This window comes from Pseudomonas sp. H11T01 (assembly GCF_048515765.1).
Lineage (GTDB): Bacteria > Pseudomonadota > Gammaproteobacteria > Pseudomonadales > Pseudomonadaceae > Aquipseudomonas.
Genome location: NZ_JBLYED010000013.1, coordinates 116,953 through 142,909 on the forward strand (window position 1 = coordinate 116,953; position 25,957 = coordinate 142,909).

Sequence of the window (25,957 nt, forward strand, 5' to 3'; positions counted from 1 at the left end):
CATAAAAAAACCACCGGGCCGGTGGTTTTTTTGAATCGCCGGCTTATTCGCCGTGATAGATGCAGCCGCTGGTGCAGGTTTCGTGGATGCGGATTGCACTGAGCTCCGGCAGCAGGGGCTTCAACTCGTTCCAGATCCATTTGGCCAGGACTTCGCTGGTCGGATTTTCCAGACCAGGAATATCGTTCAAATAATTGTGATCGAGGCGTTCGTAGAGCGGCTTGAAGATCGCCTTGATTTCCGAGAAGTCGCGAATCCAGCCGGTGTGCGGATCGAGGTCGCCGCTCAGGTGAATCGCCACCTTGAACGAGTGGCCATGCAGGCGTCCGCACTTGTGGCCTTCTGGAACGTGAGGCAGGCGGTGGGCGGACTCGAAGGTAAACTCTTTGAAGATTTCCACAGTGGTTTGAGCTCTGTCAGGTGGCTATCGCCAGCGGCGATGAAGTCAGGTGGCGAGTTTAACAGCTTGGGTTTGTCGTTGCGGGAAAACACTGACTAAAGGGTCAGCAAGTTCTGCCCCAGTCGACCGTTCGCTGCCAACTCAAGGAACTCGTCACCGAGCCGGCGACTTTCATCCATGGCCGTGCGCCAGTATTTTTGCCGGCTCTGGTCATCGCCCATGAAACGCTTGAAGTCGTTACGATCTGGCAGTTTGCCGTAGGGCAGGCGGGACAGGTAATCCCTGGAGGGCGCCAGCAGCAAGACGTCCTGCAACCGCTGCAGGTTGCCGCGTCGCCACGGCAGGCTCTTGTCGAACCAACCGGGAATCACCCGGTCGGTGAAGTGTGGGTAGAGCACAATGTCGTCGCCGCTGTAGGGCAAGTCGAGGTGGTAATCCAGTAGGCCGCCGTCGCGATAGGTGCCGACACCCGCGCCGGGCAAGTCGCGCACGCCTTCCATGATCATCGGGATCGAGCCTGAGGCCAGCAAGGCCTGGCGCAGGTTGGCGGCGTCCAGCGTCACAAAGCGTGAAGGAAAGTCGTTGAGGGCGTGGAGCGGTGGTGCCAGGCGTGGGTCATGCAGAATCAGTCGTTCGAAATGCCGGGACAGCCGTGAGCGCCCGCGCAGGTTATCGGCGATCACCGACGACAAGCCCAACCCCAGGCGACCACGGTGATCGTCGGCCAGCAGACCGTGACTTTTCACCACCATGATGTTCAGTCGATAGTCCGGATTGTTGAGGATCGAAGCGTCGCGACCGTCAAGCAGGTCGTGCAGCATACGTTGCGAACTATGGCTGACTTGCGCCATGGTCACGCCTTTGGCGAAGCTTTGCTCGTTGTAGAGCTGGCCCAGACGCCTGATCCCCTGCACGGCATCCGGCAAGCAGGCGCTGGCAAAGCGCCAGGAACCAACCGACGCACCAATCAATGAGCGTTCCCGCGGGGCCGCCGGTAGCCACTCACCAAACAACGCCAGATCCAGTCCCTGAATGCCCAAGGCTTTCGGCCCACCGGCCGCGCCCGGCAGCGTACCGACATCGACGGCGCTCAAACCGTTTTCACGGATCCGCGTAAAAACGCGTTTTCCGGCTTTGAGGGTCAGGGCGGGGAATTTGATGTGGATAGCGGTCATACCGGCCTCAATACGTGCGAGCGGGGGATTGTAGAAGAGTCGGTAACGGTTTCCATGATGGCAATTCAGTTTCAGTTAAGTTGATGTGGCTATCGTGGGGCCTGTAGGTTTACATCTACTCAGGTGGAACTGCTTAGGGTGTTGAGTGGGACCTCGAATTGGACGCTGTCAGCGGGCAGTTTCTCAAGGATCATCAGGAAACGTAATGAAGGTAAATCTGCGCGCCTGCAGCCGGACTGCTCTGGCGCTTCTGGCTTTTTGCTCGATGGTCGTGGCCCGTGACCTGGATCAGGACAAAGCCCTGCACCTGCGTCAGCAGGGGGTGATCGCGCCGCTCGAGCAACTGCTGGGGGCGGTCATGCAACGCTACCCGGGTGCCAAGCTGTTGGACGCTGACCTCGAGGAACGTAAAGACCAACGCGTGCGCTATATCTACGACATAGAACTGCTGACCGTCGAGGGCGTGGTGCGTGACATCGAACTCGACGCCAACACTGGCGAGCTATTGAAAGACAAGGAAGACGACTGATGCGCCTGCTTCTGGTGGAAGACCACGTCCCGCTGGCTGACGAGTTGATGGCCGGGCTCAATCGCCAGGGCTACGCCGTCGATTGGCTGGCCGACGGCCGTGACGCGGTGTATCAGGGCAGCAGCGAGCCCTATGACTTGATCATTCTCGACCTTGGCTTGCCGGGGTTGTCGGGGCTTGAGGTATTGACCCAGTGGCGCGCCAGTGGTCTGGCCACGCCCGTATTGATCCTCACCGCCCGTGGTTCCTGGGCCGAGCGCATCGAAGGGCTCAAGGCCGGCGCCGACGACTACCTGACCAAGCCGTTCCATCCCGAGGAATTGCACTTGCGGGTTCAGGCGCTGCTGCGACGTTCCCACGGCCAGGCCAATCAGCCGACCCTCAAAGCCGCCGGCCTGCACCTGGATGAGGGGCGCCAATGCGTGACCCGCGATGGCGCCGATATACAGCTGACGGCCGCAGAGTTTCGGCTGTTGCGTTATTTCATGCTGCACCCTGAGCAAATCCTTTCCAAAGGCCATCTCGCCGAACACTTGTACGACGGTGAAACCGAGCGCGACTCCAATGTGCTGGAAGTCCACGTCAATCATCTGCGGCGCAAGCTCGGCCGCAGCGTGATCGAAACCCGTCGCGGTCAGGGCTATCTGTTCGGTGGGCAAACGCGGTGAGGTCGATTCAGCGCCGTTTGAGTCTGGGACTGATCAGCGTCATGGTGGTCGTCTGCCTGGTGCTGTTGCAGACCGGTCTCTGGCTGTTCGAAATGGGGTTGCAGCGCTATCTGGAAGCCGGTCTGCGCAACGACAGTGAAAACTTGTTGATGGCATTGGTGCGCGGCCCACAGGGGCTGCAACTGGATGAGCGACGTTTGTCACCGGTCTATCAGCGGCCGTTTTCCGGGCATTACTTTCACATCGATTTTGCCGACGTCCATTGGCGCTCGCGCTCCTTATGGGATCAAGAACTGCCAATACTGGAACAGGCGGGCCTGCAAAGTAATCTGCAATTGGGACCGGAAGGGCAGCAGTTGCTGGTCTTGCGCAGTGACTATCGACGGCTGGGCCAATCGATTTCCATCAGCGTGGCGCAGGATTACACACCGGTACGGGAAAGCTTTCAGCGCATGCAGCAGATTGGCCTTGGCCTCGGTCTGGCGGGTTTGCTGCTGATTTTGATTTTGCAGCGTGTCACGGTACGCCGAGCCTTGCGTCCGCTGGAAAGGGCCCGGGAACAGATCGCTCAACTGCAGCAGGGCAAGCGTTCACAACTGGATGCCCAAGTGCCGGTTGAGCTGGAGCCGCTGGTGGCGCAGATCAACCACTTGCTCGCGCATACCGAAGACAGCCTCAAGCGTTCACGCAATGCCTTGGGTAATCTGGGGCATGCCCTGAAAACTCCGCTGGCGGTGTTGTTGAGCCTGGCATCGAGCGAAAAGCTGGACGCCCACCCGGAGTTGCGCAAGATCTTGCAGGCGCAACTCGAACAGGTGCAGCAGCGACTCAATCGTGAACTCAATCGTGCTCGTCTGGCCGGGGATGCCTTGCCCGGTGCGCAGTTCGATTGCGATGCCGAACTGCCCGGTTTGCTGGCCACATTGAACATGATCCACGGCGAACACCTTGAACTCAGCCCTATTGTGCGTCCCGGCTTGCACCTGCCATGGGATCGGGAAGACTTGATCGAATTGCTCGGCAACCTGCTGGACAACGCCTGCAAATGGGCGGATGCCGAGGTGAAGTTGAGCATCGTCGAGACGGCTGAGGGTTTTCGTTTGCTGGTGGAGGATGACGGACCAGGGATTCCCGAAGAAAACCGCGATCAGGTGTTCAGCCGCGGTGCGCGGCTGGATGAGCAGACCGACGGCCATGGCCTGGGTCTGGGCATCGTGCGCGATATCGTCGAGGCGTGGGGCGGCGGGATGCAATTGCTGAGTAGTGAGCTGGGTGGGTTGAAGGTGGTGATTGAGTTGCCTGGGCGGCAGGTCTGAGAACCACCCCTCACCCCAGCCCTCTCCCCAAAGGGGAGAGGGGGAAAGGGAGCCGATCTTCATGGTTTCAGAGCCTGAGTTCGACTCGCAATCGCAGGTCACAGCACCTCGAAAAAATTTCGCGGTCAGTCCCCTCGCCCCTCTGGGGAGAGGGTTAGGGTGAGGGGTGGATTTCATCGACACTGGAGATTATGGATCTGTGCCCTCCAAGGCGGAGTGACTGACACACCGCCAACCCCCAATCAAACCCTGAACTGATCCATCAAACTCTGCTGCTGGTTAGCCAGGCTGTTCAGCGACTGGCTGACCCGTGCCGATTCATTGGCTTGCCCCGACAGCGATTCAGTCACGTCACGAATGGTCGCCACGTTGCTGTTGATCTCTTCGGCCACGGCGCTTTGCTCTTCGGCGGCGCTGGCAATCTGCAGGTTCATGTCGGTGATCACCGTCACCGCATCACCAATCTGACGCAGCGCGGTCACGGCCTGGCTGACCTGCTCGACGCTGCCTTGCGCTTGACGATGGCTGTTGCTCATTGAACCGACCACGTCCTGAGTACCGCTTTGCAGCTGTTCGATCACCTGGCGGGTTTCCTCCACGGACTCCTGAGTGCGCCGGGCCAGGTTGCGTACTTCGTCGGCGACCACCGCGAAACCACGTCCGGCTTCGCCTGCGCGAGCTGCTTCGATGGCGGCATTGAGTGCCAGCAGGTTGGTCTGCTCGGCGATGGCGCGAATCACCTCCAGCACCGAACCGATTTTCTCGCTGTTGGCGGCCAGGCCTTCGACCTGGGTCATCGCCGTGCTCATGTCGGCGGCGAGGTTGCCGATGCTGGCGGTCGTGCGGTCGATCACCGTCAAACCCTGGCGAGTGGCCTGATCGGCGTCGCGAGCAGCCTGCGCCGCTTGGGCCGCGCTACGGGCGACATCCTGCGCGGTGGCGCTCATTTCGTGGGAGGCGGTGGCCACCTGATCGACCTGACGGTACTGCTGCTCCATGCCGGCGCTGGTCTGGGTCGCGATGGCGGCGGATTGGTCGGCGGTGCTGCGGGCGTCCTGCACCGAGCGTTTCACTTCGGCGATGATCGGTTGCAGCTTATCGAGGAAACGGTTGAACCAGCCGGCCAGCTGACCGAGCTCGTCCTGTTTGTCGTAGGCCAGACGTCGGGTCAGATCACCTTCACCGCTGGCAATGTCTTCGAGCATGTGCGCCACGCCAAGGATTGGCTTGGTCACGCTACGCGCCATCAGCCAGACCAACAGCAGGCCAATGACCGCAGCCAGCAGGCCCAGGCTCAATTCGATCAGGGTGCCGGTGGTGCTGCGTTGGTCGAGCTCTTTTTTCAGGGTTTCAGCCGGGCCGACCAAGACCTTTTCCGGGACGTCGAGCAACACGCCCCACGGCTTGCCGCCGGGAATCGGCAGGAACGGCGAAAGCACTTTGAGTTCTTGATTGCTGCGCAGGCTTTGGGTCTGGCTGGTGCTGGACAGCATGCGAATCAGCTCGGCACCGCTGGCCTTGTCGACCACGTCCAGACGCTGGCTCAGCTTGCTGGCGTCTGCGCTGTAACCGGCCAGCAGGCCGACCGGGCTGATGATGCTGACGTTGGTCTGACCGTCATAGAGCTTCTTGCTTGCTTGCTGGCTGACCGCTTGCAGGCTGTTGAGGTTGATGTCGACCGACAGCGAGGCGATGACTTTACCGTTGACCATCAGCGGGAAGACGATGCTGGTCATCAGCACATTCTGGCCGTCGATCACATAGAAGTAGGGTTCGATCACGCAGGGCTTGAGCGTGGCGCGCGGGCAAGTGAACCAGGCATTCGCCGGTTCGCCGCTAGGGCCGGTGCTGGTGTCGGCCATGTCGCTTTCCGGTAACGACATCACGGTCAGCTTGCCCGGTGTCGGCTGCGACCAGTACAGGGCAAAACGGCCCTTGTCGTTGCTGCCGATCTCGTTCTGGCCGACAAACAACTCATCCTTGCCGTCCAGCGCATTGGCTTCGAATACCAGCGACAGACCCAGCAGTTCCGGGTTGGCTTGCAGTGCCGACTTGACCTGACGGGTCAGGTCTTCGCGCAGGTCGAAGGCATCCAGGAAACGCTTCTCGGCTTGTTCACGCAGGAACAGCACCTGGCGGGAGAAGCCGTGACCGTATTGATAGGCATCCATGAATTGTTGGCGAATAGCCAGCGCCTGGACTTCACCCTGGGCCTCGATCCGCGCCTGAGCGGCTTCGTTGAGCATCTCCATGCTCGATGCTTTGACCAGTTCGGAGTTGTGCTCCATGCGGTAGAGCGAAAGACCCACCAGCAGCGTGACAATGCCGAGCAGGCAAAGTCCGGCCAGAAGGGTGATTTTCCATTGAATGGAAAGCTGTCGAAGCGACATGGAGATGTCCTTGGTCGGATAAAGCGAGGGAGACTTTGAGCTGTAACGGCTGCACTTTTTGTTTCTTTATCCCCCTCATTTAAAGAAGGGGTGCTGAAACGTTTTAGATCAGTAAAAAGATTTAACTTTTTATTGCACTTAATAAATGCAAGCGATGAGTCGTCGTTAAAGGACAGCCATGCGACCTTCGGTCTGTGTTTACGGGACGACTCCTCAACTTTTGATCCGGCGTGCCGTTAAAGGCTCTAACCACGCCAAAAAAATCAAGAGTGAACGCCATGCGCCTAAGCCTGAAGGCCAAAGTTTTATCCCTCGCGATACTCCCGGTTTTACTGTTTGCGCTGGTGATCAGTCTGACCACGGTGTTCGTTCTGCAAGAACAGGCCGGCAAAGAAGTCGAAGAAACCCGTCAGCGCCTGCTGACCGATGCCAAGGCGACCCTGCAAAGTTACGTGGCGGTGGCGATGACGGCGATCAAGCCGCTGTACGACGCGGCGGCACCGGGTGATGACGCGGCCCGGGCGAATGTGGTCAAGCTGCTGTCGAGCATCAGCTACGGTAAAGATGGCTACTTCTTTGGTTACGACTCGCAAACCGTGCGTCTGTTCAAGAGTAACAGCCCGGAAGGCGTGGGTCAGAGCTTCAAGGACAACCGAGATCCGAATGGCGTGTACGTCAACCGTGACTTGGTGAATGTCGCCAAGGACGGTACTCATTACCTGCAATACAGCTCGCCGCTGCCGGGCAATTCGAAAGTCCTGGTGCCCAAGCTCGGTTACACCGAATACCTGCCCAAGTGGGACATGGTCATCGGCACTTCGGTCAATCTGGACGGGATCGAAGCACAAGTCGCGGTGGTCGAGGCCAAAGTTCATGAGCGCATGCAAGGTGTGGTACTGAGCATCATCGGCATCGCCGTGGTGGTGCTGTTGGTGATTGCGGTGGTTGGTTTGTTCGTCGCCAATACCATTTTGCGTCCCCTGCACCTAATGAAAGCCAATCTGGACGATATCGCGGCAGGCGAGGGCGACCTGACGCGTCGTCTGGCGATTACCAGCCAGGATGAGCTGGGCGAACTGGCCGGCTCGTTCAATCGCTTCGTCGACAAGATCCACGGTCTGGTACGGCAAATCACCGAAATGACCTCGCAGTTGACCGGGCTGGTGACGCAAGTGACCGATCAGGCTCATCGTTCCGAGCAAGCTATGGAACGCCAGCGCCACGAGACGGATCAGGTGGCGACGGCGATCAACGAGATGTCCTCGGCGGCCCAGGAAGTCGCGAGAAGCGCCCAGGGCGCAGCGGTTGCTGCGCAGCAGACCGACGAAGAAGGCCAGGCTGCCAAGCGCGTGGTGGATGGCAGCATCAAACAGATTCACGCGTTGGTCAGCGATATCCGCAACAGCGGTACGTCCCTTGATAGCCTGCAAAAAGACGTACTGTCGATTGTCAGTGTGTTGAGCGTCATTCGTTCGATTGCCGACCAAACCAACCTGCTGGCACTTAACGCCGCCATCGAAGCGGCCCGTGCCGGTGAGGCGGGGCGTGGCTTTGCGGTGGTGGCCGATGAGGTGCGGGCGCTGGCCAGCCGCACCCAGCAAAGCACCCAGGAAATCCAGGGCATGATTGACCGCTTGCAGAAGGGCACGCAATCGGCGGTCGAAGCCATGCGCCGTTCCAGCGATGCGGGTGACGGTACGTCGGCCCAGGCCAACGAAGCCGGTGCTTCGCTGGACACCATGGCCCAGTTGATCGGCACCATCAACTCGATGAACGCGCAGATCGCCAGCGCCGCCGAAGAGCAAACGGCAGTCGCCGAGGAGATCAACCGCAGCGTGCATCAGATTGCTGTGGCGGTAGACAGCGTTGCCGACGAAACACAACTCGGCGCGCAGACCTCCCGCAGCCTGGCTGATCTTGGTCAGCGACTGGGCAAGTTGGTGGGGCAGTTCCGTATCTGATCCAGAAGATTGGCTGCCTGACAGGCCTCATCGCGAGCAAGCCCGCTCCCACATTAGATCCCCGCTGTTCTCACCATTGTGAACTGACGCAGATCCAGTGTGGGAGCGGGCTTGCTCGCGATGAGGCCCGAACAGTCGACATCAATCTCTGCTTAGCACCCCCACATCCCGCATCAACAACCCAAAGCGCAAATCCACCTGATCCGGAATCGGCACATACACCGTGTGTCCGTCTCCCGGCGCGACTTCGATGGCTTCACCTTTGGCGTTATGCAGCTGATTCAGGTCGAAGTGAAAGTTGCCCTTGGGTGTCATCAATTCCAGATGGTCACCGAGCAGGAAGCGGTTTTTCACGCGAACTTCAGCGAGTCGATCACGCCGCTCGCCGGTCAACTCGCCGACGAACTGCTGGCGCTCCGACACCGAGCTGCCGTTCTGGTAATTCTGATACTCATCATGCACATGCCGGCGCAGGAAACCCTCGGTGTAACCCCGTTGGGCGAGGGATTCGAGATCGGTCATCAGGCTACGGTCGAATGCCCGGCCGGCCACGGCGTCATCGATCGCCTTGCGATAGACCTGGGTGGTCCGTGCGCAGTAGAAATGGGATTTGGTCCGGCCTTCGATTTTCAGCGAGTGCACGCCCATTTGGGTCAGGCGTTCGACGTGCTGTACGGCGCGCAGGTCCTTGGAGTTCATGATGTAAGTGCCGTGTTCGTCCTCGAACGCGGGCATCAACTCCTCGGGGCGATTGGCTTCTTGCAGCAAAAATACCTGGTCGGTCGGTGCACCCAGGCCCAGCGCGGGTTCAGGCTGAAACTCTTGAACGATATCGCCGAGCTGGTTTTGCGTGGCGGGTTGCGCGGTGTATTTCCAGCGGCAGGCATTGGTGCAACTGCCCTGATTGGCATCGCGCTTGTTCATGTAACCCGACAACAGGCAGCGACCGGAGTAGGCCATGCACAGCGCGCCATGGACGAAGACTTCCAGTTCCATGCCTGGAACCTGCTGGCGAATCTCGGCGATTTCTTCGAGGGACAGTTCGCGGGAAAGGATGATCCGGCTCAAGCCTTGTTGCTGCCAAAACTCGGCGCTGGCCCAGTTCACCGTGTTGGCCTGAACTGAAAGGTGAATCGGCATCTGCGGGAAATGCCGGCGCACCAGCATGATCAACCCGGGATCGGACATGATCAGCGCATCCGGCGCCATGGCGATCACTGGCTCCAGATCGTTGAGAAAGGTGCGCAGCTTGGCGTTATGAGGGGCGATATTCACCACCACATAGAAACGCTTGCCCTGGGACTGGGCTTCACGAATGCCGAGGGCCAGGTTGGCGTGGTCGAATTCGTTGTTGCGTACCCGCAAGCTGTAGCGCGGCTGCCCGGCGTATACGGCATCGGCACCATAGGCGAAGGCGTACCGCATGTTTTTCAGGGTGCCGGCAGGGGCAAGAAGTTCGGGAGTGGCGAGTGGCATGGTCGTGTCGATCACAAAAGGCCAGGAGGGTAATCGAGTCGTGTCCGGACTTTATTGATCTGGATCTATGCTCCATGAACAAAGAGGGCACTCGGCTGCGCCTTGGCTGACTAAACATCAGGACGCTGTCAATCCTGCGCCTTGCTGACATGGACCGGACATGAACGAAACAATGCTACAAAACAGATCACTGCTGGTGTTGCTGTTCCTGGTGACCCTCGCCTTCATCTGGATTCTGCTGCCGTTGTACGGCGCGGTGTTCTGGGCGGTGATCCTCGGTATCGTCTTCGCGCCCTTGCAGCGACGGCTGCAACTGAGGTTTGGTTGGCAACGCAACCTGACTGCCTTGCTCACCCTGAGTATCTGCCTGGTGATCGCGATTCTGCCGGTGATCATCACCAGCGTTTTGCTGGTTCAGGAAGGCGCGTCCTTGTACAAGGACATTGAAAGCGGTCAGTTGGACATTGCCGGTTATGTGACGCAGCTTAAACACAGCTTGCCGCCGTACTTCCAGCACTTACTGGACCGTTTTGGTATGGGTGAACTGAGCGGTTTGCGGGAGAAAATCATCAAGAGCGCCATGCAGGGCAATCAGTTTTTCGCCACCCAGGCATACAGTTTCGGTCAGGGCACCTTCGAGTTCGTGGTGAGCTTTTTCATCATGCTCTATCTGCTGTTCTTCTTTCTGCGCGACGGTGCCGAGTTGGCGCGCAAGGTCCGCGCCGCCGTACCGCTGGCCGAGCACCAGAAACGTCGCTTGCAACTGAAATTCAATCAGGTGGTGCGCGCCACAGTGAAGGGCAATCTGCTGATGGCGATCACTCAGGGCGCATTGGGCGGTTTGATTTTCTGGTTTCTCGACATTCCCAGTGCGTTGCTCTGGGCGGTGCTAATGGCATTTCTGTCGTTGTTGCCGGCGGTGGGAGCGGCGATCGTCTGGGCGCCGGCAGCGGCACTTTTCCTGCTCAGCGGGGCAATCTGGCAGGGCGTCGTGCTGGCGTTGTTCGGGGTATTTGTGATTGGTCTGGTGGACAACGTGCTGCGCCCGATCCTCGTGGGCAAGGACACGAAAATGCCGGATTATCTGATTCTGATCTCCACCCTGGGTGGCTTGGGGATCTTTGGCCTGAATGGCTTTGTCATCGGGCCATTGATCGCGGCACTGTTCATGTCGAGCTGGGCCTTGTTCATCGAGACCAAGCCGCGGGTGCAGTTGCCTTAGGCGCTCAAACTATGAGAACTCATGCTTTGCGACAGGGCCTGAGCGGCGGGGAGTGAAGTGAGCGGGCCGCTGATCGGCACACCGTCCTGCACCAGATACCAACAGGCCAGCAATCCCAGCTCTCTGAGCGATGCGGGAACGGCGCTGCCGATAACGGACATAATCTGAACCTTGGGCATAAGTACCTCCATCAATCTATGGAGCTACCTTACGGACCTGCGGGCTCAACGAAAAATCATCGCGCTCGATAGTGGACATCGACGCAGGCGAAACCAGTCTCGATAACAGCTGTCAGTCGACAACCTGATCGAGCATGTTCACCACTTCCTGATCATTCAGCAGACCTTTTCGCACCAGGTTTTCGGCCAGCAACGAGAGAAATTTGGCGCTGCGATGGCCTTCCAGGTGCTTGAGTTCGGTCAGCGCGCTGTAGACCTTGCTCGAGGTGCAGAGGCCGGCAGTGCGGTGGGGATTCTGAGTGGGCATTATGGGGCGTCCTTGTTTTTATGATTTTGTTTATACGGACACGTCAGATTTTGCTGACCAGTCATGACATAAATATGACGGCCGCCGCACCGATGCGACAGACGGGCCAATCATGTCAAATCTACCCACAGCCATTGTCTCAGCAGCGACCTTTGCAGGATTTATTCAGACGTTGTCCAGGCCCTGCTACGCATCAGGCCCCGTTTTTAAGGCGGGGCCTGATTCATTTATAACGTGATGGTTACCAGCGTGGCGGACCGTAATAACCGCGTGGTGGGCCGTAATAGCCACGTGGCGGGCCGTAGTAAACCGGTGCAGGCTGCACATAAACCGGCTGCGCCTGGTAATAGACCGGCGGCGGAGCCTGGACATAAACTGGTTGAGGTTGCACGTACACCGGTTGTTCAACGTAAACCGGGCGATCGTGACTGGTGATTACCGAGCCCACTACCGCAGCGCCGACAACAGCGCCAAACAGGGCCGGACCACCCCAACCCCAACCACCACCACCGTGTTCGTGGGCGGACGCCTGGCCGGTGACAGCGAGTGCCCCGATGAGCAAGGCTATTGCGGGGATTTTACGGATCATGGCTATTCCTCGGTTTCCTGCCCCAGCGCTTGTGGTCTGCAATAGACCCAAGGATTGTCGCGGGGATACTTCTAAGACAGCTTTTTTTTAAAAATCTGCGAAGCCGTTGAGTAAAGATTGTGTAAGGTCTGTACCGGTTTCTTTACCTTGATTTGATACAGAATCAGGTACTTTAACCTCACTGGACTATGATCGAACAGAAACGGTGGGCTGGCTAATCCCGTCCATCTGAAAGTTCTATTTGAAGGAGATAAACATGCTGATGAACCCGAACAAAGATACCCAACTGTGTATGTCATTGTCTGGGCGTCCCGGGAATTTCGGCCTGCGTTTTCATAATCACCTATATGAGCAACTGGACCTTAACTTCTATTACAAAGCTTTCAGCAGCAACGATCTCTCAGGTGCGGTCGGCGGAATTCGAGCGCTGGGCATTCGTGGCTGCGGGGTTTCCATGCCATTCAAGGAAGCCTGCATCCCATTGGTCGATGAACTGGATGATTCGGCCAAGGCAATCCAGTCCATTAACACCATCGTCAACACTGATGGCCATCTAAAAGCCTACAACACCGACTACATTGCCATCGCGCAATTGCTGAAGAAGCACGAAGTGCCACAGGGCTCGACCTTCGCATTGCGCGGCAGCGGTGGAATGGCCAAGGCAGTGGCCAGCGCCTTGCGCGATGGTGGTTACAAAAACGGTTTGATCGTGGCCCGTAACGAAGTGGCCGGCCGCGCCCTGGCGAGTTCCCTGGGCTACGAATGGCTGGCTGATCTGGGTGACCAACGGCCACAGATGCTGATCAATGTCACGCCGATTGGGATGACTGGCGGACCGGAAGTCGATCAGTTGGCATTCGAGGAGCAAGCTGTCGATGCCGCTGAAACAGTCTTTGATGTGGTGGCGATCCCGTCGGAAACACCGCTGATCCTGCGTGGCCGCGCCAAAGGCAAGCGCGTGATCACCGGGCTGGAGGTCATCGCTATTCAAGCGCTCGAGCAATTCGTGCTGTACACCGGCGTGCGCCCGACCGAGGAGCAGTTCCAGAAAGCAGTAGCCTTCGCGCGGGGCTGAGTCGACGAAGAACCTTGTGGCGAGGGAGCTTGCTCCCGCTGGGGCGCGAAGCGCCCCCAAAATCGGCGACAGCGTTTTTTCAAGTAAAACGCGTCTGCAGGTTTACGGCTGCTTCGCCCGAGCGCGGACCGACCGGCGGGAGCAAGCTCCCTCGCCACTTTACTCCAACCGTGCCAAACGCTCTTCCAGCGCCGCGATCCGCGCTTCCAGTTCTTCGATACGCTCCACCGACACACTGCTACCGGCGCCACGTTCCACCGGGTTCTGCCGTGTAGCCAGAATAGCTTCGATATCGGCCGGGTCGCCCAGTGCATGCATGTAACGGTCTTCCCGCTGTCCGGACTGACGCGGCAGCAGTAACGCCAAACCGCGGGCAATCAGTCGCTCAAGCTGGTGCACGACTTGTTCTGTGTCTTCGAAATCATGCATGCGACTGCTGCGGGTCAGTAGTTCATTGACGGTCTGCGGACCGCGCAGGAACAACAGGCCGGCCAGAATCACCTGGGCTGGAACAAGCTCCAGCGCCTTGTCCACCCGATGCTCCCAGCGGTCGGCGCGGCTGCCCATGACCAAGCGCGTAAAGCCTCGGCCTTCAAGGGCGCGCAGACTCTGGCCGACCTGGCCCGGGTTGAGATTCATCACCGGTTCGCGGCTGGTTTTTTGATTGCAGGCGATGACCAGTGCATTGAGGGTCAGCGGATAGGTTTCCGGGCTGGTGGCCTGTTTCTCGATCAAAGAGCCGAGAATGCGGATTTCCGTGCTACTCAGCCGTGGTTCATCGATGGAGGTATCGTGCTCGGTGGTCATCGCGCTTTCCCTATGCTGTCGAAGGCGACTAGCCTAATCCTTGCAGAATAAAAGACAAGCCGCCAGAGCGCCCAAGCATGTCTATAATCGCGCCACGTTTACCTCCCGCCACAACCTGCGAGATTGTCATGACTATTTCCCTGTATGCCGCATCCATCCCGGTTTTCAAGCAAATGCTCAACGCCCTGAGCGACGTCCTGAACAAGGCCGAAGCCCACGCCACGGCCAAAAACATCGAGCCAAACGCCTTCCTGCAAGCGCGCCTGTACCCGGACATGTTCCCGCTGGTGCGCCAAGTGCAAATCGCAGTGGATTTCGCCAAAGGCGTTTCCGCGCGTCTGGCCGAGGTTGAGCTGCCGAAATACGACGACACCGAAACCACCTTCGCTGAGCTGCAAGCGCTGATCAGCAAAGTCCTGAGCTTCATCGACGGCATCAAGCCTGAGCAAATCGACGGCAAGGAAGGGATCGAGATCATCACCCGTCAGGGCACGCCGAAAGAGAAGCGCTTCAGTGGCCAGGCTTACCTGCTGACCTACGGCCTGCCGCAGTTCTTCTTCCACGTCACCACCACTTACGCGATCTTGCGTCACAACGGTGTGGAAGTCGGCAAGCGCGATTACATGGGCGCGTTCTAAACCGCAGAGACAAAAAGCCCGGAAAGCTGAACCTTTCCGGGCTTTTTTTGCACACGCTTTTTTGCGCGATGGAAGTTCGCGTCACCCCTGCCAGACACACTCTGTTAAGATCCGCCATCCTCTTTTTTCATCTCCAGTGAGCCCTTGGGCTATCGCTGGCGTCGTCGTTTCCGGAGTTATGCATGTTGTTGCCCATCCTTCTGTTGTCAGCCGCCGGTTTTACTGTGCTGACCACGGAATTCATCATTGTCGGCCTGTTGCCCTCTATCGCCCGTGACCTGGACGTCAGTGTCTCCCAGGCCGGATTGCTGGTGACCTTGTTCGCGTTCACCGTGGCCGCGTTCGGGCCATTTCTGACCGCTTACTTTGCCCGCTTCGAGCGCAAACGACTGTTCATCACGGTGCTGGTGATGTTCGGTCTGGCCAATACTCTGGCGGCGCTGGCACCGAACATTGGTGTGATGGCGGTGGCACGGTTGATTCCAGCGCTCGGTTTGCCAGTGTTCTGGGCCTTGGCCAGTGAGACGGCGGTGGGCATCGTCGGACCGGATTACGCGGGACGCGCGATTGCGAAAATCGGTTTTGGGATTGTCTGCGCAACCGTGTTCGGAATTCCCGTGGGAACGTTGATCTCCGATGCCTTCGGCTGGCGCAGTGCTTTTGGCATTCTGGCGGTGATCGCTTTTGCCAAAGCGCTGCTGCTGTTTATCTATTTGCCGAAAACCAACTTGCATAAACAGCAGGTGAGCTTGCGCTCGCAGCTCAAGATCCTGCGCAGTCCGTTGATGCAGGGCCATGTTCTATTGTCGATCCTGGTCTTCAGCGGCATGTTCACCGCTTACACCTACCTGGCCGACATCCTGGAACGGCTTGCCGGTTTCGACGGCACCGTGGTCGGTTGGTGCCTGATGGGCTTTGGTGCGGTGGGGCTGATCGGCAACTCACTGGGTGGTCGTATGGTCGATCGCCATCCACTGATCGCCTCGATGGTGTTCTGCGCCTTCATGATCGGCGGCATGGTGGCGCTGGTGCCAAGCATTCATTCGCCGGTGGGGCTGGCGGCTGCCATGGGTGTATGGGGTGTCACTCAGGCGGCGCTGTTTTTGGTCAGCCATGTGCGCTTGATGAAGGTCGCACCGCAGGCGCCGGCTTTTGCCGCTTCGCTGAATATCGCCGGGGCCAACCTAGGCATCGGGTTAGGAGCGATGGTTGGCGGTCGGGTGATCGACACGCTGGGACTGGGCAGCCTTGGCTTTGCGGCAGCGGGCTTCATTGTGCTGTCGATCCTGCTGGCGCTGTTATTGATGACTGCCAAATCCCGGGCGGTCTGCGCCTGAATCTTCACCTGTTGATCGCGGTAAACAGCTCGCGTCGGGCACCTTCGGTAATGGCGACAATGCCGGGGTGCTTGACTTTGCGCTCCACCGAAATGGCGTAGAACGACTCGGTTACTGCATCGGTCTGGCCAATCAACTCAACGCCATACTGGCGTTTCACTTCGTCGGCAATCACGCTCGGACCGATGAATATCCCGCTGCCCGATTGACCGAAGGCCTGCATCAGGGCGCTGTCATCAAATTCACCGACAATGCGTGGCTGAATCTGCTGTTCTGCAAACCAGCGCAGCAATCGACTGCGTACCACAGTTTCCTGCCCGGGAATCAGCAGTGGTGCACCGTGTAAACCGTGCGGAAAATCTTTGCCATAACGTTCAGCCAGCGCGCCAGTGGCAAAAAAACTGATGCCGCATTCACCGAGCTTCTGGCTGTAGCCCTTGATATCCAGATGCGACGGCATCGGGCTGTCGGAAATCACCAGGTCCAGGCGCTGGATAGCCAGGTCGGCAAGCAGCCGTTCGAGTTTGTCCTCGCGGCAGGTGATGCGCAGTGGTTCACTCAATTCCATGGTGGGGGCAATAAGACGATAGACAATCGACTTGGGCACCACATCAGCAACCCCGACCCGAAACAGAATCTGTTGCTCATTGGGTTGCGCCCGTAGCATTGCCTCCAACTCACCCCCTAACTGAAACATCTGTTCGGCATAGGGCAGCGTCTGGCGTCCGGCTTCGGTCAGCTCCAGCTGTCGGCCGACCCGGCGAAACAGTTCGATCCCGTAGGTTTGTTCAAGCAGGCTGATTTGCCCGCTGATGGTCTGCGGCGTCAGGTTCAGTTGCTCGCAGGCCCGAACGATGCTGCCAGTCTTGGCCACCACCCAGAAGTAATGCAGTTGCCGATAATTGAGCATAAGTACCTACAGTTCGTAAAAACCGAAGTGTAGCTGCTAAAAATACGAATTTTCCTGAAGTGTTTGCTTCCCTAGAATGCAGCGCTATCGACGGGCCATCACGTTAGGTCCGTATGTTCTAGCGAGGAATGCAAGATGAAACTCAACTCCATAGGCGCCGCTTCGCTGCTGGCGCTCTCAGTGTTTGCACTCAGCGGCTGCGATCAGGTCGAGAAAAGCGCCCAGCAATTGATGGGCAAAGCGGCCGAAACCGCCAAGCAAGCCATTGACGATACCCACAAGGCAGCGGAGCAGGCATTGAACGACGCGACACAGGACATTATCGGCAACAAGAAACAACCCACTGACGACAACAAGCAAAGCGAAAAATCGTCGCAGGCCATCTAACCCGTCGTACACAGAGTCAGGACTGACCTATGGATTACCTTTTACAACTCGCCGCCAGCCCCACCGCCTGGGTCGCCTTGGCCACCCTGATCGTCATGGAAATCGTGCTCGGCATCGATAACCTGATTTTCATCTCGATCCTGACCAACAAACTGCCTGCGCAGCACCGGGCCAAAGCACGGCGCATCGGCATCAGCATGGCGTTGGTTTTACGCCTGGGCCTGCTCAGCACCATTGCCTTCATCGTGCAGTTGACCGAACCTGTCATCGAGGTATTTGGCCAGGTGTTCTCCTGGAAAGACATGATCCTGATTGCCGGTGGTCTGTTCCTGCTCTGGAAAGCGACCACCGAGATCCATCACAGCATGGACCCGGATTCGCAGGAGACGGCGTCCGCGACCTCGGGTGTATCGATTGGCTTTGCCGCGGCGATCGGTCAGATCCTGCTGCTGGACATGGTGTTCTCGATCGATAGCATCATTACTGCCGTTGGCATGACCGAGCACTTGCCGATCATGATCATCGCGGTGGTGGTCTCGGTACTGGTGATGTTGCTGGCGGCCGAGCCTCTGGCGAAGTTCATCAACGACAACCCGACTATAGTGATGCTGGCCTTGGGCTTCTTGATCATGATCGGTATGACCTTGATCGCCGAAGGCTTCGGCGTCCATGTACCCAAAGGCTACGTCTACGCAGCCATGGCGTTCTCGGCGACGATCGAAGGCTTGAACATGCTGTCGCGCCGCGCTCGGCAGAAGCGGGTTGCTGCTGAAGCCTAAATAGATAGCGCAAACAGCAAGCGGCCGTCTGTGCTCGAAAGGCGCAGGCGGCCGTTTTCTTCTATGGGGGACTGAAAAATTCCAGTCAGTGCGCGGTAACGGTGCGGCCGCTCGGTTTCTCGGTCTTCACAGGTTTTGCTGGCTGGATGCTTGGGTGATGGTGTCTGCGAGTAATGCGCAGTACGCCCCAAAGCATCGCGGCGGCAACGGCCAGCCAGCCACAGACCAGCATGATGATTGTCGTTGTCAGGCTCATAAGTGCCTCCTCTTGGCCCTGCTGCGGGCACACACTCTGTGCAATGGACAGTCTAGTCGCTGATGTGTTTCAAGCTATTGACCAAAGGTCGAGAGCCTCCACCCAGTTCGCTCTATCGGGCACAACAAACTGCCGTTTAAGGCTATACCGTCGCTCAAGACAGTCCTATGATCGTGGGCCAAGCCGGGAGCGTGTTTGCCTGGCGTCTTAACAAGAGAGTGATGATGTTGCGGGTACTTCCTCGATTTCGATTTGCACTGCTGGCCGGTGCTTGTGTTCTGAGCCTGGCCGGTTGCGCCGGCAGCGTGCAGCCAGAGATCCAGCGCCTGCCGGAACGTGTCGAACTCAACGGTGTGCCATTTTTCCGCGGCGAGATCTATCAGAGTGGGCCCGGAGCGTTGGCCAGCATGCTGTCCCAACAAGGTGTCGTGATCACTCCAGGGTTGCTGGACAAGCCGCTGCATTTACCGGGCGCCGAAGACCGGTTGCAGCAGAACATGCAGACCCTGGCCCGTGAGTACGGCATGGTGGTCTATCCGCTTGATAGTAATCTTCCCGCGTTGTTGACCCAGGTTGCAGCCGGTTATCCGGTGCTTGTGCGCTTTACTGAAGGCTCGGCGTTCTGGTCTGGGCCGAGGTACGCCGTGCTCGCGGGCTACAACCGTCACAAGCAGACCGTCTTGCTCCGTGCGGGAATGAACCGCCGTTTGCTGATGAGCTTCTCATCGTTTGAATCTTCTTGGGAAAACGCTGGCAGCTGGGCCGTATTGATCCAGGGCCCGACGCAAGTACCCGCCAAGGTTGATCAGCAGCGCTGGCTGAAAGCCGCCAATGAGCTGGCTCAGGCCGGCCAGGAGCAGGCTGCGGTGAGAGCGACCAAAGCATTGAGTGCGCACTGATTCAACCCAAAAAAAACGGCGCTCTTGAGCGCCGTTGATGGTGAAGGCCCTGACATAGCGTTCAGGGCTTTTTTATTGCGTTTCTTTAGCGTTACTCCGACGTTTGCACCACACCACTTTGACGGTTCTTGAGGTTCTTTTCGGCCTTGTAGTGCAAAGCGACACTGGGTGCTGAGCCGCTTTTTCCGGTTTCAACCCAGTTGCGGATACGGCTGGCGTCGGCGAAATGCGTGTATTTGCCGAAAGCATCAAGGATCACCAGGGCGACCGGGCGATTACCCATGCTGGTCACCAGGACCAGGCAATGGCCCGCTTGGTTGGTGAAGCCGGTCTTGGTCAACTTGATGTCCCAGTTGGCCTTGTTGATCAAATGATCGGTGTTGTGAAAGCCCAGGCTGTAGTTGGGCTTACGGAAAGTCACGGTCTTTTCCTTGGTGGTGCTCAGTTCGCTCAACATCGGGTACTTGCGGGCGGCCTGCAGAAGTTTGCTCAAATCGCGGGCGGTGGAAACGTTGTGGATGGACAGACCGGTGGGCTCGACGTAGTGGGTGCTGGTCATGCCCAGAGCTTTCGCTTTGGCGTTCATTGCGGCGATAAACGCGACGTAACCGCCCGGATAGTGGTGGGCCAGACTGGCGGCTGCACGGTTTTCCGAGGACATCAACGCGATCTGCAGCATTTCCTTGCGGCTCAGTTCGCTGTTGAGTTTGACGCGGGAGAACACGCCTTTCATTTCCGGGGTATCGCTGATCGATACGGAAATGTATTCGTCCATCGATTGCTTGGCTTCCAGAACGATCAAGCCAGTCATCAGTTTGGTGACGGAGGCGATCGGCACGATGACGTCCGGATTGCTCGAGTAGATGACTTTATTGGTCTGCAAATCGATCAGCAGTGCGCTGCCGGAAGCGATTTGTAGCTGGGAAGTGCTTCGGGGCGGTGCGATGGTCTCACCAGCGTTAACGCTCTGCGCGATAAAAGTGCCTGTAAGTGCAAAAAATAGGCTGAAGATAGAGATACGGATATTCACGCGGATGGACTCGTTAAAAGATGGATATGCCGTTGTGCAACGGGCTTCTCTCGGTAAAACGTTACATTTTATGAGTATGTGCTAGGAAAGCGCTACACGCCTGCGGTGCCGGGGCTTTAAATGAAATATTTTTAATGCTGTACCAGTTTTGTATCAGTTGAACGGTGTTATGCGGCGCTAAACAAAGAACCCCACCAAATGGCAGGGTTCTTTGTTCAAGTCTTTGAGTAAAGCCTGAACTCAGCTGTGCAGCGTTTCTGCCGCGTACAGCGTGTTTTCCAACAGGCAAGCACGAGTCATCGGGCCAACACCGCCTGGAACCGGGGTGATCCAGCCGGCGCGGGGTAGGGCGGTTTCATAAACCACATCGCCCACCAGCTTGCCGTCTTCCTGGCGGTTGATGCCAACGTCGATGACGATCGCACCTTCCTTGATCCACTCACCTTTGACCAGGCCCGGCTTGCCAGCGGCCACAACCACCAGATCGGCGCGGCCGACGTGGCCGGCCAGATCCTTGGTGAAGCGGTGGGTGACGGTGACGGTGCACCCGGCCAGCAGCAATTCCATCGCCATCGGACGACCGACGATGTTAGATGCGCCAACTACGACTGCATCCATTCCATAAAGGTCGGCACCGGTGCTTTCCAGCAAGGTGATGATGCCCTTTGGAGTGCAGGGACGAAGTAAGGGGATGCGTTGCGCCAGACGGCCGACGTTATAAGGATGGAAACCATCCACGTCTTTGTCCGGGCGAATGCGTTCCAGTAGCTTGGAAGCATCCAGCTGTTCAGGAAGCGGTAGCTGAAGCAGGACGCCGTCGATGTTCGGGTCATCGTTCAGGCGATCGATCAGATCTGTCAGTGCTTCTTGGGTGGTGTCGGAGGGCAAGTCATAGGCTTGCGAAAGGAAGCCGACCTCTTCGCAGTCTTTACGCTTGTGCGAGACATAAACTTGAGAGGCGGGGTCGCTGCCGACCAGGATCACCGCGAGGCCGGGAGTACGCAGGCCTTGCTGGCGACGCTCGGCGACACGTTTGGCGATCTGCTGGCGCAGGCTAGCGGCGATCGCTTTGCCGTCGATTAGTTGTGCAGTCATGACGCGTGATTAACCATCGAGAGGGGGAAGAAAAGAGAACGCATTCTCGCATGTCGCGACGTGAGGGCAAAGGCGCTTGGTCTGCAAATTCCCCTAACCCCTTTAATTAAATGAATTTTTTTCAAAAAAGAGTTGACGACCTAACCGGTCACCTATAACATTCGTCGCACTTGTCGGGCACAGCCTAGCACTGGTTAAGAAGGTTGAGCGGGGTTGATGTTTAACTCGGTGAGACTGAAAGCACTTAGTTTGTAATCGTCCAAGAATACAGATTAATAAGGCGCCCGTAGCTCAGCTGGATAGAGCATCCGCCTTCTAAGCGGATGGTCGCAGGTTCGAGTCCTGCCGGGTGCGCCATTAGGCAGCTTTGGCACAAGTAACGCAACATGGCAATATGGTGGGCGTAGCTCAGTTGGTAGAGCACGGGATTGTGACTCCCGTTGTCGAGGGTTCGATCCCCTTCGTCCACCCCATATTTAGAAAGGCGCCAGATTAATAATCTGGCGCCTTTGCTTTAAAAGCTTGATACGCGGACGTGGTGGAATTGGTAGACACACTGGATTTAGGTTCCAGCGCCGCAAGGTGTAAGAGTTCGAGTCTCTTCGTCCGCACCAATTAAGTAGCTATTTTTAATAGCAGATATCGGCGCAGCACCTGAAAAGGGCTGCGCCGTTTTCGTTTCAGAAGCATGCGTTTTCAGTGCGGCCGCAGGCATTGGGCTGGAAGAGTGGCGATTCATCGCTATTTTGTTGCTGGATGGTGCTGTGTTTTTCTGTCAGTCCGCTCGCCGGTCTGGCTGTCAGGGGCGCGGCTGCTGGCTCCTTCTATATATAGAAGGGTTGGTGTAGAGGCTCTGGCTCGATTTGCTGTATTTGCTCTCTGGGTGAGGCATAACCGTTTGTCCCCGCCTATAAATTGCCTGCTGCTTTTTTACCCGTTTTCAGTAGGGTGACTTCTTGAGTTTGACCCACTAGAATGCATGCCCTTGATTCTGGGGTCGGAAACGGCCGGCTAACGTCTGTGCAACGAGGAATATCCATGCAAGTTTCTGTTGAAAATACTTCTGCTCTTGAGCGCCGCATGAGCATCACCGTGCCAGCTGAGCGTATCGAGACCCAAGTCAACAAGCGTCTGCAGCAGACTGCCCAAAAGGCCAAGATTGCAGGCTTCCGTCCTGGCAAGGTGCCAATGAGCGTGATTCGTCAGCGTTACGAGGCTGATGCACGTCAAGAAGCTGTGGGCGATGTGATCCAGGCTTCCTTCTACGAAGCTGTTGTTGAGCAGAAGCTGAACCCGGCTGGCGCTCCTTCCGTAGAGCCTAAAGTCCTGGAAAAGGGCAAGGACCTGGAATACGTCGCTACTTTCGAAGTGTTCCCTGAGTTCACCGTTGCCGGCTTCGAGTCCATCGCTGTTGAGCGTCTGAGTGCTGACGTGGCGGACGCCGATCTCGACAAAATGCTGGAAGTGCTGCGCAAGCAGAACACCCGTTTTGAGCAAGCCGATCGCGCTGCCCAGAACGAAGATCAGCTGAACATCGATTTCGTTGGCAAGGTCGACGGTGAAGTGTTCGCTGGTGGTTCTGCCAAAGGTACTCAGCTGGTTCTGGGTTCCGGCCGCATGATCCCGGGCTTTGAAGAGGGTCTGGTTGGCGCTAAAGCTGGCGAAGAGCGTGTTCTGAACCTGACCTTCCCTGAGGACTATCAGAACCTGGACCTGGCTAACAAGGCAGCAGAGTTCACCGTTACCGTGAACACTGTCTCCGAGCCGAAATTGCCAGAATTGACCGAAGAATTCTTCGCTCAGTTCGGCATCAAGGAAACAGGTATTGAAGGTTTCCGCGCCGAAGTTCGTAAGAACATGGAGCGTGAGCTGCGTCAGGCGATCAAATCCAAGGTCAAGAATCAGGTAATGGACGGTCTGCTGGCCACCAATCCGATCGAAGTGCCGAAGTCCCTGCTCGAAAACGAAGTCAACCGCCTGCGCGTTCAAGCTGTTCAGCAGTTCGGTGGCAACATCAAGCCTGATCAACTGCCGGCGGAGCTGTTCGAAGAGCAAGCCAAGCGCCGCGTTGTGCTGGGTCTGATCGTTGCTGAAGTGGTCAAGCAGTTCGACCTCAAGCCTGACGAAGCCCGCGTTCGCGAGATGATCCAGGAAATGGCTTCCGCTTACCAGGAGCCTGAGCAGGTTGTGTCTTGGTACTACAAGAACGACCAGCAACTGAACGAAGTTCGTTCTGTTGTGCTGGAAGAACAAGTTGTGGATACTGTTCTGCAGAAAGCTAGCGTGACCGACAAATCGGTCTCTTACGAAGAAGCGGTCAAGCCGGTAGAAGCTCCACAAGCCGACTGATTTTTCTTTGTTGGAAAAATACACACATAAGCCAGCCTTCGCGCTGGCTTATGCGTATTCAAGACATAACTATTTGGGAGTGACTGCCGGACATGTCCCGCAATTCTTATTATCAGCAGAGCTCTGACATCCAGGCCGCAGGCGGCCTGGTCCCGATGGTTATCGAGCAATCCGCTCGTGGCGAACGTGCCTACGACATCTACTCGCGTCTCCTCAAGGAGCGAGTGATCTTCCTGATTGGCCCGGTGGAAGACTACATGGCCAACCTGGTCGCGGCGCAGTTGCTGTTCCTTGAAGCGGAAAACCCGGACAAGGACATCCATCTTTACATCAACTCACCAGGCGGTTCGGTGACTGCAGGCATGTCGATCTACGACACCATGCAATTCATCAAACCTGACGTTTCGACCATCTGCATCGGCCAGGCCTGCAGCATGGGTGCTTTCCTGCTCGCCGGTGGCGCTGCGGGCAAGCGTCACTGCTTGCCTAACTCGCGCATGATGATTCACCAGCCGTTGGGCGGGTTCCAGGGGCAAGCGTCGGATATCGACATCCATGCCAAGGAAATCCTCGCTATTCGTCATCGCTTGAACTCGTTGCTGGCCCATCACACCGGGCAAAGCCTCGAAACCGTCGAGCGTGATACCGAGCGTGATAACTTCATGAGCGCAGAGCGTGCAGCCGAATATGGCCTGATCGACACTGTGATTACGAAGCGTCAAATGCCTGCCTAAGCAGCTCAAATGTAGGTGGTTGGTTTAACTGGCCACCTGCGGGCTTGAAAAAGCCCGCAATTGCCTTCATCTTGTGTTGCAAGCCTATCGGATTTGGATCGATCGAATGACTGACACCCGCAACGGCGAGGACAACGGCAAATTGCTCTATTGCTCCTTCTGTGGCAAAAGCCAGCATGAAGTACGCAAATTGATTGCCGGCCCCTCGGTCTTTATCTGCGACGAGTGCGTCGACCTGTGCAATGACATCATCCGTGAGGAGGTGCAGGAAGCTCAGGCCGAAAGCAGCGCGCATAAATTGCCTTCGCCTAAAGAAATCAGCGGCATCCTTGATCAGTACGTGATTGGTCAGGAACGTGCGAAAAAGGTTTTGGCCGTAGCGGTGTACAACCACTACAAACGCCTGAACCAGCGCGACAAAAAGAATGACGATGTCGAACTCGGCAAAAGCAACATCTTGCTGATCGGCCCTACAGGCTCGGGTAAAACCCTGCTTGCTGAAACACTGGCTCGCTTGCTGAATGTGCCTTTCACCATCGCTGACGCCACCACACTCACCGAGGCGGGTTATGTCGGTGAAGATGTTGAGAACATCATTCAGAAACTGCTGCAGAAGTGCGATTACGACGTAGAGAAAGCTCAAATGGGCATTGTCTATATCGATGAGATCGACAAGATCTCGCGTAAATCTGATAACCCTTCGATTACCCGGGACGTTTCCGGCGAAGGCGTGCAGCAGGCACTGCTTAAATTGATCGAAGGCACTGTCGCTTCCGTTCCGCCGCAAGGTGGTCGCAAGCATCCGCAGCAAGAGTTCCTTCAGGTCGATACGCGTAACATCCTGTTCATTTGCGGTGGTGCGTTCTCCGGGCTGGAAAAGGTGATTCAAAGCCGTTCTACCCGTGGTGGCATCGGCTTCAACGCTGAAGTGCGCAGCAAGGAAGAGGGCAAGAAGGTTGGTGAATCCCTGCGTGAAGTCGAACCTGACGATCTGGTCAAGTTTGGTCTGATCCCTGAGTTCGTCGGTCGTTTGCCGGTTCTTGCAACGCTGGATGAGCTTGACGAAGCTGCGTTGATGCAGATTCTCACCGAGCCGAAAAATGCTCTGACCAAGCAATACGCCAAGCTGTTCGAGATGGAAGGCGTCGATCTGGAATTCCGTGCCGACGCTCTCAAGTCGGTGGCCAAGCGTGCGCTTGAGCGCAAGACCGGTGCTCGTGGATTGCGTTCGATCCTCGAAGGTGTATTGCTCGACACTATGTACGAAATCCCCTCGCAGTCCGAGGTGAGTAAAGTAGTGATCGATGAAAGCGTTATAGAAGGCAAGTCCAAGCCACTGTATATCTACGAAAACAGTGAGCCGGCTGCCAAGGCAGCGCCAGACGCATAAGCGTCGCGCTGCTGGTTTAAAGAAGGGGCCTTCGGGCCCCTTTGCTGTTTCAGGAGCTG

At 57.3% G+C, this 25,957-nt stretch carries 25 protein-coding genes, 3 tRNA genes and 3 pseudogenes; 18 read left to right on the plus strand and 13 right to left on the minus strand.

The window, feature by feature from the left end; genetic code table 11:
* Nucleotides 1-43: 43 nt before the first annotated feature.
* The gene (gene queD / locus ACN1C3_RS18645; protein ID WP_019692825.1) at nt 44-400 is read right to left on the minus strand and encodes a 6-carboxytetrahydropterin synthase QueD; all 357 of its coding nucleotides are present in this window, start codon (nt 398-400) and stop codon (nt 44-46) included.
* 95 nt (nt 401-495) lie between these two features.
* Nucleotides 496-1,575 carry a patatin-like phospholipase family protein gene (locus ACN1C3_RS18650; protein WP_419117248.1) on the minus strand — a complete coding sequence of 360 codons (1,080 nt, stop codon included), beginning with the start codon at nt 1,573-1,575 and terminating at the stop codon, nt 496-498.
* 205 nt (nt 1,576-1,780) lie between these two features.
* Between ACN1C3_RS18650 and ACN1C3_RS18655 the strand changes: the two genes are divergently transcribed.
* Genes ACN1C3_RS18655 through ACN1C3_RS18665 form a run of 3 tightly spaced genes read left to right on the plus strand, consistent with a single transcriptional unit; the run spans nt 1,781 to nt 4,088 of the window.
* A complete protein-coding gene (locus ACN1C3_RS18655; protein WP_419117249.1) occupies nt 1,781-2,104 on the plus strand; it encodes a PepSY domain-containing protein in 324 nt (107 codons plus the stop codon).
* Complete coding sequence (locus ACN1C3_RS18660) at nt 2,104-2,772, plus strand: response regulator transcription factor (RefSeq protein WP_419117250.1); 669 nt, start codon at nt 2,104-2,106, stop codon at nt 2,770-2,772. Before ACN1C3_RS18655 ends, ACN1C3_RS18660 begins: the two co-directional genes overlap by 1 nt.
* The gene (locus ACN1C3_RS18665) at nt 2,769-4,088 is read left to right on the plus strand and encodes a sensor histidine kinase (protein ID WP_419117251.1); all 1,320 of its coding nucleotides are present in this window, start codon (nt 2,769-2,771) and stop codon (nt 4,086-4,088) included. The genes ACN1C3_RS18660 and ACN1C3_RS18665 overlap by 4 nt, the downstream gene beginning before the upstream one ends.
* A 242-nt stretch (nt 4,089-4,330) precedes the next feature.
* Here the strand turns inward: ACN1C3_RS18665 and ACN1C3_RS18670 are convergent, their stop codons facing one another.
* Together ACN1C3_RS18670 and ACN1C3_RS18675 are read right to left on the minus strand one after the other, a co-directional pair.
* Nucleotides 4,331-5,086 (minus strand): methyl-accepting chemotaxis protein, encoded by a 756-nt coding sequence (locus ACN1C3_RS18670; protein WP_419117326.1) that lies wholly within the window; start codon nt 5,084-5,086, stop codon nt 4,331-4,333.
* Between the two features lie 102 nt (nt 5,087-5,188).
* Nucleotides 5,189-6,478 (minus strand): annotated as a pseudogene (locus tag ACN1C3_RS18675) (HAMP domain-containing protein); the annotation flags it as partial.
* A 278-nt stretch (nt 6,479-6,756) separates the two neighbouring features.
* Here ACN1C3_RS18675 and ACN1C3_RS18680 point away from each other — a divergent pair.
* Both ACN1C3_RS18680 and ACN1C3_RS18685 read left to right on the plus strand, forming a co-directional pair.
* Nucleotides 6,757-7,533, plus strand: a pseudogene (locus ACN1C3_RS18680) (cache domain-containing protein); the annotation flags it as partial.
* Between the two features lie 315 nt (nt 7,534-7,848).
* Nucleotides 7,849-8,439, plus strand: a pseudogene (locus ACN1C3_RS18685) (methyl-accepting chemotaxis protein); the annotation flags it as partial.
* A 141-nt stretch (nt 8,440-8,580) separates the two neighbouring features.
* Here the strand turns inward: ACN1C3_RS18685 and yegQ are convergent.
* Nucleotides 8,581-9,915 carry a tRNA 5-hydroxyuridine modification protein YegQ gene (yegQ, locus tag ACN1C3_RS18690; protein WP_419117252.1) on the minus strand — a complete coding sequence of 445 codons (1,335 nt, stop codon included), beginning with the start codon at nt 9,913-9,915 and terminating at the stop codon, nt 8,581-8,583.
* 160 nt (nt 9,916-10,075) lie between these two features.
* Between yegQ and ACN1C3_RS18695 the strand changes: the two genes are divergently transcribed.
* Nucleotides 10,076-11,137 carry an AI-2E family transporter gene (locus tag ACN1C3_RS18695; RefSeq protein ID WP_419117253.1) on the plus strand — a complete coding sequence of 354 codons (1,062 nt, stop codon included), beginning with the start codon at nt 10,076-10,078 and terminating at the stop codon, nt 11,135-11,137.
* On the opposite strand, the gene ACN1C3_RS18700 is transcribed toward ACN1C3_RS18695, so the two are convergent.
* From ACN1C3_RS18700 to ACN1C3_RS18710, 3 genes are all read right to left on the minus strand, one after another.
* Nucleotides 11,134-11,316: a hypothetical protein gene (locus ACN1C3_RS18700; protein WP_419117254.1), complete on the minus strand. Its 183-nt coding sequence runs from the start codon at nt 11,314-11,316 to the stop codon at nt 11,134-11,136. The genes ACN1C3_RS18695 and ACN1C3_RS18700 overlap by 4 nt on opposite strands.
* A 112-nt stretch (nt 11,317-11,428) precedes the next feature.
* Nucleotides 11,429-11,623, minus strand: a complete 195-nt coding sequence (locus ACN1C3_RS18705; protein WP_419117255.1) for a hypothetical protein — start codon at nt 11,621-11,623, stop codon at nt 11,429-11,431.
* Nucleotides 11,624-11,864: 241 nt separating this feature from the next.
* Nucleotides 11,865-12,212, minus strand: a complete 348-nt coding sequence (locus ACN1C3_RS18710) for a hypothetical protein (protein WP_419117256.1) — start codon at nt 12,210-12,212, stop codon at nt 11,865-11,867.
* Nucleotides 12,213-12,468: 256 nt separating this feature from the next.
* On the opposite strand from ACN1C3_RS18710, the gene ACN1C3_RS18715 reads away from it, so the two are divergent.
* The gene (locus ACN1C3_RS18715) at nt 12,469-13,287 is read left to right on the plus strand and encodes a shikimate 5-dehydrogenase (RefSeq protein WP_419117257.1); all 819 of its coding nucleotides are present in this window, start codon (nt 12,469-12,471) and stop codon (nt 13,285-13,287) included.
* 159 nt (nt 13,288-13,446) lie between these two features.
* Here the strand turns inward: ACN1C3_RS18715 and ACN1C3_RS18720 are convergent, their stop codons facing one another.
* Nucleotides 13,447-14,094, minus strand: a complete 648-nt coding sequence (locus ACN1C3_RS18720; protein ID WP_419117258.1) for a YceH family protein — start codon at nt 14,092-14,094, stop codon at nt 13,447-13,449.
* Nucleotides 14,095-14,222: 128 nt separating this feature from the next.
* Between ACN1C3_RS18720 and ACN1C3_RS18725 the strand changes: the two genes are divergently transcribed.
* Both ACN1C3_RS18725 and ACN1C3_RS18730 read left to right on the plus strand, forming a co-directional pair.
* Nucleotides 14,223-14,732, plus strand: a complete 510-nt coding sequence (locus ACN1C3_RS18725) for a DUF1993 domain-containing protein (protein ID WP_419117259.1) — start codon at nt 14,223-14,225, stop codon at nt 14,730-14,732.
* A gap of 182 nt (nt 14,733-14,914) precedes the next feature.
* Complete coding sequence (locus tag ACN1C3_RS18730) at nt 14,915-16,069, plus strand: MFS transporter (RefSeq protein WP_419117260.1); 1,155 nt, start codon at nt 14,915-14,917, stop codon at nt 16,067-16,069.
* 4 nt (nt 16,070-16,073) lie between these two features.
* Here the strand turns inward: ACN1C3_RS18730 and nhaR are convergent, their stop codons facing one another.
* On the minus strand, nt 16,074-16,979 hold the full coding sequence (gene nhaR / locus ACN1C3_RS18735) for a transcriptional activator NhaR (RefSeq protein WP_419117261.1): 906 nt from the start codon (nt 16,977-16,979) through the stop codon (nt 16,074-16,076).
* 135 nt (nt 16,980-17,114) lie between these two features.
* On the opposite strand from nhaR, the gene ACN1C3_RS18740 reads away from it, so the two are divergent.
* Nucleotides 17,115-17,366: a hypothetical protein gene (locus tag ACN1C3_RS18740; protein ID WP_419117262.1), complete on the plus strand. Its 252-nt coding sequence runs from the start codon at nt 17,115-17,117 to the stop codon at nt 17,364-17,366.
* Between the two features lie 29 nt (nt 17,367-17,395).
* Nucleotides 17,396-18,145 carry a TerC family protein gene (locus ACN1C3_RS18745; RefSeq protein WP_419117263.1) on the plus strand — a complete coding sequence of 250 codons (750 nt, stop codon included), beginning with the start codon at nt 17,396-17,398 and terminating at the stop codon, nt 18,143-18,145.
* 85 nt (nt 18,146-18,230) lie between these two features.
* Here ACN1C3_RS18745 and ACN1C3_RS18750 read toward each other — a convergent pair whose 3' ends face one another.
* Nucleotides 18,231-18,401 (minus strand): hypothetical protein, encoded by a 171-nt coding sequence (locus ACN1C3_RS18750; RefSeq protein ID WP_419117264.1) that lies wholly within the window; start codon nt 18,399-18,401, stop codon nt 18,231-18,233.
* A gap of 167 nt (nt 18,402-18,568) precedes the next feature.
* Between ACN1C3_RS18750 and ACN1C3_RS18755 the strand changes: the two genes are divergently transcribed.
* Nucleotides 18,569-19,300 (plus strand): PA2778 family cysteine peptidase, encoded by a 732-nt coding sequence (locus ACN1C3_RS18755; RefSeq protein ID WP_419117265.1) that lies wholly within the window; start codon nt 18,569-18,571, stop codon nt 19,298-19,300.
* A gap of 91 nt (nt 19,301-19,391) precedes the next feature.
* On the opposite strand, the gene pbpG is transcribed toward ACN1C3_RS18755, so the two are convergent.
* Both pbpG and folD read right to left on the minus strand, forming a co-directional pair.
* The gene (gene pbpG, locus ACN1C3_RS18760) at nt 19,392-20,330 is read right to left on the minus strand and encodes a D-alanyl-D-alanine endopeptidase (protein WP_419117266.1); all 939 of its coding nucleotides are present in this window, start codon (nt 20,328-20,330) and stop codon (nt 19,392-19,394) included.
* 240 nt (nt 20,331-20,570) lie between these two features.
* Nucleotides 20,571-21,425: a bifunctional methylenetetrahydrofolate dehydrogenase/methenyltetrahydrofolate cyclohydrolase FolD gene (folD, locus tag ACN1C3_RS18765; RefSeq protein ID WP_419117267.1), complete on the minus strand. Its 855-nt coding sequence runs from the start codon at nt 21,423-21,425 to the stop codon at nt 20,571-20,573.
* Between the two features lie 280 nt (nt 21,426-21,705).
* Here folD and ACN1C3_RS18770 point away from each other — a divergent pair.
* From ACN1C3_RS18770 to clpX, 6 genes are all read left to right on the plus strand, one after another.
* Nucleotides 21,706-21,782 (plus strand) — tRNA-Arg (locus tag ACN1C3_RS18770).
* 40 nt (nt 21,783-21,822) lie between these two features.
* Nucleotides 21,823-21,898, plus strand: a tRNA-His gene (locus ACN1C3_RS18775).
* 56 nt (nt 21,899-21,954) lie between these two features.
* Nucleotides 21,955-22,039 (plus strand) — tRNA-Leu (locus tag ACN1C3_RS18780).
* A gap of 424 nt (nt 22,040-22,463) precedes the next feature.
* Complete coding sequence (gene tig, locus ACN1C3_RS18785; protein WP_419117268.1) at nt 22,464-23,774, plus strand: trigger factor; 1,311 nt, start codon at nt 22,464-22,466, stop codon at nt 23,772-23,774.
* 92 nt (nt 23,775-23,866) lie between these two features.
* A complete protein-coding gene (gene clpP / locus ACN1C3_RS18790) occupies nt 23,867-24,508 on the plus strand; it encodes an ATP-dependent Clp endopeptidase proteolytic subunit ClpP (protein ID WP_419117269.1) in 642 nt (213 codons plus the stop codon).
* 106 nt (nt 24,509-24,614) lie between these two features.
* The gene (gene clpX, locus ACN1C3_RS18795) at nt 24,615-25,898 is read left to right on the plus strand and encodes an ATP-dependent Clp protease ATP-binding subunit ClpX (protein ID WP_282376468.1); all 1,284 of its coding nucleotides are present in this window, start codon (nt 24,615-24,617) and stop codon (nt 25,896-25,898) included.
* The last annotated feature ends 59 nt before the right edge of the window (nt 25,899-25,957 follow it).